At 41.6% G+C, this 12747-nt stretch carries 11 protein-coding genes and 1 tRNA gene; 5 read left to right on the plus strand and 7 right to left on the minus strand.

The window, feature by feature from the left end; all coding sequences use genetic code 11:
* Nucleotides 1-39 precede the first annotated feature (39 nt).
* From truB to OM33_RS12445, 6 genes are all read right to left on the minus strand, one after another.
* Complete coding sequence (truB, locus tag OM33_RS12420; protein ID WP_038642129.1) at nt 40-978, minus strand: tRNA pseudouridine(55) synthase TruB; 939 nt, start codon at nt 976-978, stop codon at nt 40-42.
* The gene (gene rbfA, locus OM33_RS12425; RefSeq protein ID WP_038642130.1) at nt 978-1376 is read right to left on the minus strand and encodes a 30S ribosome-binding factor RbfA; all 399 of its coding nucleotides are present in this window, start codon (nt 1374-1376) and stop codon (nt 978-980) included. The genes truB and rbfA overlap by 1 nt, the downstream gene beginning before the upstream one ends.
* A gap of 93 nt (nt 1377-1469) precedes the next feature.
* Entirely contained in the window at nt 1470-4142 is a 2673-nt protein-coding gene (infB, locus tag OM33_RS12430) for a translation initiation factor IF-2 (protein WP_038642132.1), read from the minus strand.
* A gap of 24 nt (nt 4143-4166) precedes the next feature.
* On the minus strand, nt 4167-5666 hold the full coding sequence (nusA, locus tag OM33_RS12435) for a transcription termination factor NusA (protein ID WP_038642134.1): 1500 nt from the start codon (nt 5664-5666) through the stop codon (nt 4167-4169).
* A 35-nt stretch (nt 5667-5701) separates the two neighbouring features.
* Nucleotides 5702-6157: a ribosome maturation factor RimP gene (gene rimP, locus OM33_RS12440; RefSeq protein ID WP_038643347.1), complete on the minus strand. Its 456-nt coding sequence runs from the start codon at nt 6155-6157 to the stop codon at nt 5702-5704.
* A 220-nt stretch (nt 6158-6377) separates the two neighbouring features.
* Nucleotides 6378-6454: transfer RNA gene (locus OM33_RS12445), tRNA-Met, on the minus strand.
* Between the two features lie 373 nt (nt 6455-6827).
* Here OM33_RS12445 and OM33_RS12450 point away from each other — a divergent pair.
* The 3 genes from OM33_RS12450 to OM33_RS12460 all read left to right on the plus strand — a co-directional run bounded on the left by OM33_RS12450 (nt 6828) and on the right by OM33_RS12460 (nt 9515).
* Nucleotides 6828-7601: a delta-class carbonic anhydrase gene (locus tag OM33_RS12450; RefSeq protein WP_038642136.1), complete on the plus strand. Its 774-nt coding sequence runs from the start codon at nt 6828-6830 to the stop codon at nt 7599-7601.
* A 296-nt stretch (nt 7602-7897) separates the two neighbouring features.
* Nucleotides 7898-8800 carry a DMT family transporter gene (locus OM33_RS12455; protein WP_038642137.1) on the plus strand — a complete coding sequence of 301 codons (903 nt, stop codon included), beginning with the start codon at nt 7898-7900 and terminating at the stop codon, nt 8798-8800.
* Nucleotides 8793-9515 carry an SIR2 family NAD-dependent protein deacylase gene (locus OM33_RS12460; protein ID WP_038642138.1) on the plus strand — a complete coding sequence of 241 codons (723 nt, stop codon included), beginning with the start codon at nt 8793-8795 and terminating at the stop codon, nt 9513-9515. The genes OM33_RS12455 and OM33_RS12460 overlap by 8 nt, the downstream gene beginning before the upstream one ends.
* Here OM33_RS12460 and OM33_RS12465 read toward each other — a convergent pair.
* Nucleotides 9512-11449, minus strand: a complete 1938-nt coding sequence (locus tag OM33_RS12465; protein WP_038642140.1) for a RecQ family ATP-dependent DNA helicase — start codon at nt 11447-11449, stop codon at nt 9512-9514. The genes OM33_RS12460 and OM33_RS12465 overlap by 4 nt on opposite strands.
* A gap of 113 nt (nt 11450-11562) precedes the next feature.
* Between OM33_RS12465 and OM33_RS12470 the strand changes: the two genes are divergently transcribed.
* Nucleotides 11563-11934 (plus strand): nuclear transport factor 2 family protein, encoded by a 372-nt coding sequence (locus OM33_RS12470; RefSeq protein WP_038642142.1) that lies wholly within the window; start codon nt 11563-11565, stop codon nt 11932-11934.
* Between the two features lie 22 nt (nt 11935-11956).
* The gene (locus OM33_RS12475; RefSeq protein ID WP_038642144.1) at nt 11957-12457 is read left to right on the plus strand and encodes a DUF1543 domain-containing protein; all 501 of its coding nucleotides are present in this window, start codon (nt 11957-11959) and stop codon (nt 12455-12457) included.
* Nucleotides 12458-12747: the final 290 nt, after the last annotated feature.

Below are 12747 nucleotides of genomic sequence, written 5' to 3' on the forward strand. Positions count from 1 at the left end.
CATTTGAAATTACTACAAGTGGTCTTGCCGAGTTTATGGCTAGGCATTTGACAATCCGCGTTTAGACTTTAACTGACCATCGCTGTTGCGTTCGCCAATGCCCATAAAACGCTTGTCACTTTGACGGATGACTTTAAACTCACCATCAGGTAAGTTTGGCATGGTTGCCGCTTGACCATGACTAAATGCTTTCGCTTGCCCATCGGTTACTAATACTTCTGTCATACCATGTAATGCGGTATCCATTGGCAATAATAACGGATCAAGCTTTTCGCTTGGCGTGATGTCATTTGCTTTGGCGTCATCGAGAATCGCTTGCAATTCATCAAGCGACATCATTTGTTCAGCGGGATAATGACCCACAGCACTGCGATGAAGCATAATCACATGTGCGCCACATCCTAGCTTTTCACCTAAATCGTCAACAATAGTGCGAATGTAAGTACCTTTACTTACATGAGCGGTCATTTGAATTTCGTTATTGTCAAAATCGACTTCGTCTAGGGTTAAACTAAACACATTGATTTTACGGCATTTACGTGGCACTTCGATGCCTTGTCTTGCGTAGTAATATAAAGGTTTACCTTCATATTTCAACGCCGAGTACATCGATGGGTATTGGTCCGATTCGCCTTCAAATGATTTCACTGCATCAACTAACTGCTGCTGAGTGATATTAACAGGCTTAGTTTCAACGATTTCACCATCAGAATCTGACGTGTCTGTGCGTTCACCTAATTTAGCACGCACCACATAGGTTTTGTCAGTGTCTAACAAAAACTGTGAAAACTTGGTTGCTTCACCAAAACAAATTGGCAACATGCCCGTTGCCAGTGGATCAAGTGCACCGGTATGCCCTGCTTTTTGCGCAAAGTAAATGCCTTTCGCAATTTGCAGTGCTTTGCTTGATGAGATACCAGTTGGTTTGTTTAACAGTAAAATGCCGTCAATTGCACGGCCTTTTTGCCTACGCCCCATTAGTCTTCTTGACCTTCTTGCGGATCATCGCCACGTTTTTCATTGTCGTCGCGAATTACTTGGTCAACTAAGTTCGAAATGCGCATACCTTCTAATAATGAGGTATCCATTACAAACTTAATTTCAGGCACGATACGTGCGCGAATGCGTTTACCAAGTAGTGAGCGAACAAAACCTTGTGCTTCACCTAAAATTTTCATGATCAGTTTTGACTTTTCTTCGTCATGATCATTAAGTGTTGTGACAAACACTTTGGCGTACGATAAATCACGAGAAACCTCAACGGCACTCACAGTAATCATACCAAGACGTGGATCTTTTATTTCACGTTGTAAAATAAGTGCCACTTCTTTTTGGATCTGTTGACCCACTCTATCTGTACGAGAAAATTCTCTCATAAACTTTTCTTATTCCTCTTAAATACTATTTGAGAAAATAGCATAAAGGGGGCATAAAGCCCCCAAAGAATTATCTAATTATTGAAGTGAAAGTTACAGGCTACGCTGAACTTCAACAACTTCAAATACTTCGATTTGGTCACCAACTTTAACGTCGTTGTAGTTCTTAACACCGATACCACATTCCATACCGTTACGAACTTCTTGAACGTCATCTTTAAAGCGGCGTAGTGATTCAAGTTCACCTTCGTAGATAACAACGTTATCACGTAGAACACGAATAGGGTTATTGCGCTTAACAAGACCTTCAGTAACCATACAACCAGCGATTGCACCAATTTTCGGTGACTTAAACACGTCACGTACTTCTGCAAGACCAATGATCTCTTGCTTGAATTCTGGTGCAAGCATACCTGACATTGCTTGCTTAACTTCATCGATAAGGTCATAGATTACGCTGTAGTAACGTAAATCTAGGTTTTCGCTATCGATTACTTTACGTGCTGATACGTCGGCACGTACGTTAAAGCCAACAACGATTGCGTTTGAAGCTGCAGCTAGTGTTGCATCAGTTTCAGTGATACCACCAACACCAGTACCAACAATCTTAACTTTAACTTCATCTGTAGAAAGCTTAACAAGTGCATCAGAGATTGCTTCTACTGAACCTTGTACGTCTGCTTTAAGAACTACGTTCACTTCAGACACATCACCTTCGGTCATGTTAGAGAACATGTTTTCAAGCTTCGCTTTCTGCTGACGTGCAAGTTTCACATCACGGAATTTACCTTGACGGTAAAGTGCAACTTCGCGTGCTTTACGCTCGTCTTTAACAACGGTTGCTTCGTCACCCGCCGCAGGCACACCTGAAAGACCTAAAATCTCAACAGGGATTGATGGACCCGCTTCTTTAATTTCTTTACCATCTTCGTCGCGCATTGCACGAACACGGCCGTACTCTAGACCACACAGTACGATATCGCCTTGTTTAAGCGTACCCGCTTGAACAAGTACAGAAGCAACTGGACCGCGACCTTTATCTAGACGTGATTCAATTACCACACCAGATGCCATGCCTTCATGAACAGCTGTTAACTCAAGAAGTTCAGCTTGCATTAGAATTGCTTCTAATAGTTCGTCAACACCAGTACCTACTTTCGCAGAGATATGAACAAACTGTACATCACCACCCCAGTCTTCAGGGATTACGTCGTGCTGTGAAAGCTCATTCTTAACGCGATCTGGATCAGCGCCTTCTTTATCGATTTTGTTCACTGCAACAATCAGTGGTACTTCAGCTGCTTTCGCGTGTTGTACCGCTTCGATTGTTTGTGGCATTACGCCATCGTCTGCTGCAACTACAAGTACTACGATATCAGTTGCTTTCGCACCACGTGCACGCATTGAAGTAAACGCTGCGTGACCCGGAGTATCTAGGAAAGTGATCATGCCGTTGTCTGTTTCAACGTGGTATGCACCAATGTGCTGTGTAATACCACCGGCTTCACCATCTACTACGTTTTTAGAACGGATGTAGTCAAGTGTTGATGTTTTACCATGGTCAACGTGACCCATAACAGTAACAACTGGTGCACGTGGCGCTTGCTCACCGTCTGCACCACGATCTGAAAGTACTTTCTCTTCCAGCTCGTTTTCTTTAACCAATACCACTTTATGACCCATTTCTTCAGCAACAAGCGATGCTGTTTCTTGGTCTAGTACTTGGTTAATTGTTACCATTTCGCCCATTTTCATCATGGTCTTGATAACTTCAGTACCTTTAACCGCCATACGAGAAGCAAGTTCTGCTACTGTGATTGTTTCGCTGATACGAACGTCACGTGTTACTTCTTGCGTTGGTTTTTGGAAACCGTGTTGCAGTGACTGAGGTGCTTTTAGCTTGCCTTTTTTAGCTGCTTTACCTTTACCACGTGGTGCAGGTGCATCCTCTTTTTTCTTTTTCTTCTTGCCTTGACGACGTGCAGTCTGCTCTTCTTTCATATCAGACTCGTCTTCAGCAAGACGCGCTGCTTCAGATGAAGTGCTGTGGTAATCAGCCGTTTCTTCACGACGCTTACGCTCTTCTTCTTCCGCTTTCCAACGCGCTTCATTTTCTTCTGCTAGGCGCTTAGCTTCTTCTTCAGCACGCTTTGCTTCTTCTTCAACTTTACGCTTAGCCGCTTCTTCAGCTTCGCGTTGAAGACGCTCTTCTTCCGCTTTTTCTTCAGCAGATAATTTTGGTGCTGGCGCTTCAGCTGGCTTTGCTTTCGCATCAGTAGCTGCTTTTTGTTTCGCTGCTTCTTTCGCTTTTTGCTCAGCTTCTTGCTTTGCTTTCAATTCAGCTTCTTGCTTTGCTTTCAATTCAGCTTCTTGCTGCGCTTTTAACTCAGCTTCTTGTTGTGCTTTTTGTTCAGCTTCAATACGTGCTTGTTCAGCTGCTTGTTCTGCCGCTTGCTCATCAAGTGCACTCTTCTTCACATAAGTGCGCTTTTTACGAACTTCAACTTGTACTGACTTTGCTTTGCCTGAGCCACTTGGCACACTTAATGTGCTTTTGCTCTTGCGTTGCAGTGTCATGCGTGTTGGCGCGCTTGTACCTTCGCCACCATGTGCGCGGCTTAAATGATCTAATAACTGCGCTTTTTCGTCTTCAGTTACTTGATCTGACGGAGATTTCTCAATTCCAGCGTCTTTAAACTGTTGTACTAGTTTATCAACAGTTGTACCTATGTCGCTGGCGAGTTTATCAATACTTACTTCTGCCATTATTTACTTTACCTCCGTCAATAATTATTCGTCGCCAAACCAGCAAATATTACGTGCAGCCATAATTAGCTCACCCGCTTGTTCTTCGCTAAGTTCAGTAATGTCTACAAGTTCGTCAACACCTTGCTCTGCAAGATCTTCAAGGGTAACTACACCTTTGCTCGCCATTACAAATGCGAGGTGACGATCTAAGCCTTCTAGGCCTAGTAAGTCTTCTGCTGGCTCTGCACCTTCTAAAGACTCTTCTGTTTTAAGTGCTTGCGTAGTTAACGCAGCTTTTGCGCGCTCACGCAGTTCTTCTACCGTTGCTTCGTCTAAACCTTGAATTTCAAGGAATTCAGAAACTGGCACGTAAGCCACTTCTTCAAGTGAAGAGAAGCCTTCTTGAATTAAGAACTGAGCGAAATCATCGTCGATATCTAGACCTTCAGTGAATAAAGAAATCAGTTTGTCTGACTCTTCTTCATTTTTCTTCTGCATATCTTCAACAGTCATTACGTTTAGTTCCCAACCAGTTAGCTGGCTTGCTAAACGTACGTTTTGACCATTACGACCAATCGCTTGCGCTAGGTTATCGGCCTCTACAGCGATATCCATTGAACGCGAATCTTCATCAACAACAATCGAGGCTACCTCAGCTGGTGCCATTGCGTTAATTACATATTGCGCTGGGTTATCATCGTAAAGCACGATATCAATACGTTCATTTGAAAGTTCAGTTGATACGGCTTGTACACGTGCGCCACGCATACCAACACACGCACCTACTGGATCAATACGTTTGTCATTTGACTTAACCGCAATCTTTGCACGTGAACCTGGATCGCGTGCAGCTGATTTGATTTCAATCATCTCTTCGCCAATTTCTGGCACTTCGATGCGGAAAAGTTCAATTAGCATGTCAGGCTTAGAACGTGTCACAAATAATTGTGCACCGCGCGCTTCAGGCTTAACTGCGTATAATAAACCACGTACACGGTCACCCGGACGGTGGTTTTCACGTGGTAACATGTCATCACGGTAAATAACCGCTTCAGCGTTATTACCTAAATCAAGTACAATTGCATCGCGCGTTGCTTTTTTAACAACACCTGTGATCATCTCGCCTTCTTGATCTTTGTATGCTTCAACAACGAGTGCGCGCTCAGCTTCACGTACTTTTTGTACGATTACTTGCTTTGCCGTTTGTGTTGTAATACGGTCAAATTTAACTGACTCAATTTGTTCTTCAACAAAATCACCCAGCTTAATTTCTGGTTCATCAACCTGTGCAGCTTCAAGGGTAATTTCACGGAATGGATGCTCTAAGCTACCGTCTTCTTGAGGTTCTACTACCATCCAACGACGGAACGTGTCGTACTCACCAGTTTTCTGGTCGATACTTACACGTACATCAATATCACCTTCGTGCTTTTTCTTTGTCGCTGTCGCTAGTGCGAACTCTAGTGCTTCAAAAATTTTATCTCGTGGTACTGCTTTTTCATTCGAAACAGCTTCTGCCACCAAAAGTATTTCTTTTGCCATCTTCTTGCCTCGCTTGCCCTATTCCTTTCGCACGATTAAAACTTAGCGATGATGTTCGCTTTTTCAACATTCGACAGCATGATCATAAAATCTGCACCATCGATGTTAAGCGTAATCATATCGCCATTAACCTGAGTTAAGTCACCTTTGAAATTACGGCGACCATCTTGTGGAAGTTTGGTACGTAAACGTACTTCCTCACCTGTGGCTTTAACAAAGTGTTCTGGTTTAAATAATGGTCTGTCAATGCCTGGCGAAGAAACTTCCAAGTTGTATTCATTAGTAATTGGATCTTCAACGTCTAAGATAGCGCTAATTTGTCTGCTGACATCGGCACAGTTATCCACATTTACACCGTTTTCATGATCGATATACACGCGCAGCGTCGAATTGCGGCCCGCTTGCGCCAACTCTAAGCCCAATAATTCAAAGCCCATATCTTCAATGGTAGGCTCAAACATCGCTATTAAATCTTGTTCGAGTTTAGTCACAACATCTCTCCGTACAAACAAAAAAAGGGCATATGCCCCAACTTCTAGCGTTTCAGATACAACAACGCCCCGAACCAAGCGGGGCGTCACATCAAAAACTAATCTGTGTGGCCGTTGGCCAAGCTTGGTGCGGGTCGAAAACCACATTAGGCAAATACACTTCGCCTAAACGCAAAACGCGCATTAAGTAATGCGCGCAAGTTACAAAGTAACAGGGTGTTGGTTGCGGGAGCCGGATTTGAACCGACGACCTTCGGGTTATGAGCCCGACGAGCTACCAGGCTGCTCCATCCCGCGCCAATCAAGTAAGTATTTTATGTCGTTTTACTATCGACACTGACAACTTAGTAAAAGGAGCGTTAAATAACGGCTCAATAATCTTTGTCAGATAACTTGCGAGTCATGTAAGACACAACCCCAAAATATGCAGAGGATTATATGCTTCTATAAGCTAATAAGCAACCTCTTATCAAGCTTTTATTGTTGCGATATTGTTAAATAAAAAACAATTAAAAAAATCATTAAAATCAAAAAAACGTCATCTGCCATGGTACACTCGCGCTCCCCTGAAAAAACAAGTACGCACTCACATTTTATGAAAATCATCCCAGTTTTGTGATGTTTGAATTAATGGGGTTTGCGTATTCATTCATTTTTAAGGGAAACAATAATGATTAAAAAAGCACTTTTCTGTGCAATCGCATTTAGCTTCACAAGCACCGTAATTGCAGACACCTGCCAAGGTTTTGGTCCACAAACGCCACGTGATATTGACAACCTAATTGGCGAAAACAAAGTCGTTTTTAGTAAGGCGCCCGCCAAAGAACAACTTAACTTGTGTAATATCCACTTTCATAAAAATGCCGAACATAAAGCGAAGGATTTCTCGTTGTTCGCAGGTGATGGAAAGTATGGCGGTTACCAATGTAATGTCACTGAGTCACTCAGTGCTGCTGAATTAAAAGCGCCAAAAGGCCCTATCTGTAAAGGTTTAAAACCAGGCGATACGATTGAAGTACATTGGGTTCATACATCGTGTGATGTGAAACCGGGTAAAGGGCTCGGTTCATGTTTAAGTGATAAATGCGCAAACCCAGATTTGCGTGTAGAGACTCAAGTATTTACCTTAGTAAATGATGACGATGCACTGGACTTTAACGACTTAAGCTATGACGGTAATGTCGTAAATGGTTATCATCAAGCGAAGCATATTCCGAATAACACAGGTGCACCGGTCGAGTTTTTAGGGTCAACTACAGGTCCAAGCTTTACGGAGAAATCATGTTCACCACTGCAAGTGACATGGAATGTTCGACCACAATGTGCCAAGTTAAACATCAATACGATTGGTAAATGGTGTGAAGCAAACGTATTTGAAGAAGATTATGCACATGGTGTTCGCCAATTAGTTACTAATCCAAAGTTGTTATCCCCGATTAACTAATTTGAACCCTTAAGCTGACACAGCTTGTTACATTTGTTTTCTAAAGGGCAGCCTCACTGCCCTTTTTTCTGCTTGACTTAGCAGCTAAATCAAACCAATCTATGGATTCTTAAAGTAAAAATTATTTTGTACCAATGAACTCAATTAACTCGCTACAAGTATGGAATACATGGCAGGCCAAGATGGTCAATGCCCTACTTCGTCGTACTTAACGCGGTTAAATTGTATTAACCGCAGATAAAAGCGGTTAATCATTCTCTTCACTTCTTTTATCTGCCAAATCTAGGAACGCTATTATGCCTGTAAAGGTATCGTATTTTTTTGTTGTATTGATTTGGTCTACAACACCGCTTGGCATTGTGTGGAGCAGCGATTCTATTCCACCCACTATGTCAGTATTCTTACGCATGTTTATCGCGCTGGTGCTCGGTGCATTTGTGATGGCGATAGCCAATATCCGCCTGCCTTGGCATGGCAGAGCAATAAAATTATACAGCTATTCTGCTCTTGGTATTTATGGCGGTATGATGCTGAGCTATTTCGCTGCGCAATCGGTGCCATCAGGTGTTATTTCTCTAGTTTTTGGCCTTGCCCCTATTTTATCTGGGTTACTGGCACAACGTATTTTAAAAGAAGCCAAATTCAGCAAAATTAAAATTGTAGCGCTGGTAATGTCAGTGTTGGGGTTAGCCTTAGTGTGTAAAGATCAATTGGTTGGTAAGTCAGTTTTTAATGTTGGACTGTTGTGCGTATTTGCCGCGGTGTGTTGTTTTAGTTTAAGCGGCGTGATGGTAAAAACAGTTCGACTTGCAATTCATCCAATGGCCACTACTTTTGGCGCCTTGATACTTGTAACACCGCTGTTTTTTATTACTTGGCTCGCAGTCGATGGTACATTTGACCCCAGCTCTTGGAGCCAGCGTGCGATTGGCTCGGTCATTTACCTTGGTGTTTTTGGATCTCTGCTGGGTTTTTTAGCGTATTTTCATGTGCTACAAAAATTAGAAGCCAGTACGGTTGCCCTCATCACTTTAATTACGCCTGGCTTTGCGATTGCACTCGGTACTTTGTTAAATAACGAGTCATTATCATTTTCACTGGTGATTGGGGCCATTATTATTTTGATAAGTCTTGGCTTATTTCAGTTTGGCGATAAACTGATTAAAACCAAAAAAGAAAGTGCTTTAGGCTATGAGTAATACTTTATATATCACTGGTGCCGGTGTAAGTAGCGCCAGTGGTATTCCAACGTTTCGTGGTGAAGACGGGTTTTGGACCATTGGTAGTAATAATTACACACCACAAGAAATGGCAACACGTGCCATGTATCAACACAATCCGGCTGAGTTTTTGGCTTGGTATTACAAACGTTTTGTGACCTATCGTAACCATGGCCCCAATGGCGCACACTTTTGGCTTGCCGACAAAAATCTAATCACCCAAAATATTGATGGCCTTGATGGCAAAGCGGGTAATCAAAATTACATTTCAATTCATGGCCGTATTGATGAAGTGACTTTATTTCATGAACAAGGCCCTGTTGTAGAGCGATTTAAAGCGCCTTGGCATGAAGTAGACGAACAAAATCTCAAAGCTTCGCTACTCGATATTTTTAAAATTTCAAAACACGGACCAGAGCTCAATATGTCACTAAAACCTTATGTGCTCTTGTTTGATGAATTTTATACCGAGCTTTACCAAATCAGTGAGGCACAAGAGCGCATGTTTGAGGCTGATAAAATGGTGTTTATGGGCACATCATTTAGTGTCAACATTACCCAAATGGCGCTTGAAATTGCACGTCAAAATCAAATTCCTATTGAAATTGTTGACCCAAATCCAGCCCATGTAATGCACAGTCAAGCTACCTATCATCAAATGACCGCGCTTGAATACATTGAAAAAATAGCTTAGCGGTTTTGCTCAACTGCCTTTTTCACCGTTGTAAACGGTACAGAATCGAATACTGCATACCCTGCCATTTTCGACGCTTTTACTTTTGTAAATACAGGCTGGGTTAAGCCTAGTAAAAACCGTACTGCTAGGGTGTCGCTTAATGTGACCCCCTGTCCACTTAGGGCAATATCTAACGGTGCTAAATAGTCATGTATTTGACCTTCAACTACTTGCTTTTGTGTATCGATGTATTGCAATTGAGCGACTTTCCCACGGCACACACTGCAATGTCCACACTGCTGTGGCGCACCTTGGTCATCAAAATAACGGGCTAAGTTGTAACTTAAACAGGTATCTAACTGAAAATAACGCAGCATGGTATTGATGCGGCCAACTTCGCTTTTTTCATTGCTTAAAAAGTACGAAGCTAACTGCGGTATCAGCTCTGAATTTGCAAGCTTTGATGTATCCACTTGATAAACATCAATAAGCTGTTTACTTTCAAGTTCAATATCGCCCTGCTCATGAAGGTATTCAAGTGCCGATAACACCCGTGCACGTTCAAGTCCCGCTTGCAATGCAAATTCGTTGACATCAATACTGCCCCACTTTTTCTTAAAATCGGTTGCATCAAATAACTGATTCAGGAAGGCTTGGCGCTCTGTGTTGAATTTATTTAAAACCTCTGCACGATCTAATTTAAAATAATAGCGATATTCAGCAAAGTAGCTGTACTTCGGTTCCAGTACACCAAGTAATTCACATTGCACGAGTAATGTTTTTAGCGTCAATTGACGAATATTAGTCGATTGCAACAAGGAATAAATTTGGCATTGCCACAAAGAATCTTGCGTATTGTCACGAATATCAGCGAAAAAACGCTCTAAGCTTGATTTCTCAGGAGTATCGCCATAAACAAAGTTTTCAAGCGTGGTGATGTCATCCAAATTACCTAATACAAAACAGTTGGATGGCAAGCCATCACGCCCTGCACGGCCTATTTCTTGCGAGTAATTTTCGATTGATTTTGGTAAATCGAAATGCACCACAAAGCGAATGTCACTTTTATCAATACCCATACCAAAGGCAATCGTCGCCACGACCACTTGGCTATTGCTTTGCATAAACTGGTTTTGTAATTGCTGACGCACATCACTGCCAAGCCCTGCATGATAGGCCACAGCATTAATGCCAGCTTGCCTCAATTCTTCTGCAATACTTTCAGCGGTTTGTTGTAACGTAACATACACAATGCCACAGCCATTTTGTGAGCGAATAAGATCAATTAATTGCGACTCTTTTTGTCCTGCCAATGCAGGAATAACCGATAAATCTAAATTCTGGCGATAAAAGCCAGTTTGCACGATATGTGCTTCATCTATCGCAAATTTACTGGCCATATCCAACTTCACTTTTTTAGTGGCTGTCGCAGTTAATAGCAACACCAAAGGAATGTTTAAGTCAGTTCGGTACTGAGGCAATTTTAAGTAATCTGGCCTAAAGTTATGTCCCCATTCTGAAATACAATGGGCCTCATCAACCACTAACATAGAAATGGCAACCGTGTTAATAAACTGTCTAAAACGCTCATTCTTAAAACGCTCGACCGATACCATTAAAATTTTAATCTCACCTTGCCTAACGCGATTAACCACATCAAAGTAACTGTCTTTATCGAGGCTTGAATCTAAACTGGCCGCAGCGATACCTTTACTATTTAAAAAGTCCACTTGATCTTTCATCAAGGCAAGCAACGGCGACACCACCAAAGTTAAATGCGGTAATAAAAGCGCAGTTAGCTGATAACACAATGACTTACCTGAGCCGGTGGGAAATACCGCAAGACTAGAATGTCCTGACAACAACTGTGAAATAGTTTGCGCTTGTCCTTCACGGAACACATCAAAATTAAAATGGTGTTTAAGGGCTTGCTGCAGTTGTGTTTGATTCATTTCGGCTCACTAATAATTGATAACGGATGACAAATGCAAGTTCATCGCAAAATCATATTTTGAAAGGTAAAACTTTACTACAATCGCCTTCTTTGGGCTAATACAGAATAGAAATGGCATTTACAGAACAAGAAAAACTAACCATCGAAATTATTGATAAACAGCTTGATGCGTATAACAACCGTGATATCGAAGCATTTGCAGCGACTTATCATGACGATGTAGAAATTCATGCGTTTCCTGGCGGATTACAATACCAAGGAAAAGACGAGTTAATTAAACGTTATGGCGCTAAGTTTTCGTCACTGGTTTATTTAAATGCCACTTCCCTAAACCGCATAGTTAATGGCAGCTATTTAATCGATAAAGAACGCGCTTGCAGCGCATCGGAAACCCCAGAAAACATCGAAACAGATGTTGTGGTAATTGCCAGCTATCAGGTAGAAGATGGTTTAATTAAACGCGTCTGTTTTATGCGTGACTAATTGACTAAAGTGAAAGATAAAAATGAATCGACTATTTATGGTATGCCTTGGCGGTAGGATCACAGGATGTAACATCGAGATGCATGATATTCGCTTTGTTATTGGCGAATCTATCGAGAGTACATTTGCCACCCTTAAACAACAATGGTGTGGCGATAAAGCCAAAGTGCATATGGATAGTTATTGTGAAATTAAACATGTTGATGGTTTTGATGTCTCATTGACGAAACACGCGTCACACAATGAGCTGAAGCTCTATTTTGTCAATTTAGGCGCTTATTATCCAGACCACATTATGGAACAACATAGCTTTGAGTTAATCGTCGCTAAATCACCCGATGAGGCAAAGCAGATAGCGCTTAAACGCACACCAAAACAACTGCAAAAACCGCACAAAGACAACTTAATCGACGTCGATGACCTACTGCCCATTGACTTAGTTGATGGGTATTTTGTGCAATTAAACTATTCAGGCAAAAGCCAAGCGATTAAACCTGAATGGTTTGGTTACCACCCGCTATAACCAATACTATTTTCCTATTAAAAACCATTTATTGCATTTAAAGCAAAAATCAAAATAAATTACACACACTTTTATTCTCATTATTTTTTATTAATTACCTAAAAACCAGACATATGTCCTGTCAATTAAATCGTAAACCATTGAAATATAGCCATTAACATCCATTTACACTACAAAAACCTGCGCTAAGCAAGTGTTCCTCTTACTTATAACTGTTTGCTATTAAGTTATTCGTTTTTAATAATTTATTTGTTTTCATTTCACATTAAATTAACAATAGATCCCATTAT

It is taken from the genome of Pseudoalteromonas piratica (assembly GCF_000788395.1).
Classification (GTDB): domain Bacteria; phylum Pseudomonadota; class Gammaproteobacteria; order Enterobacterales; family Alteromonadaceae; genus Pseudoalteromonas; species Pseudoalteromonas piratica.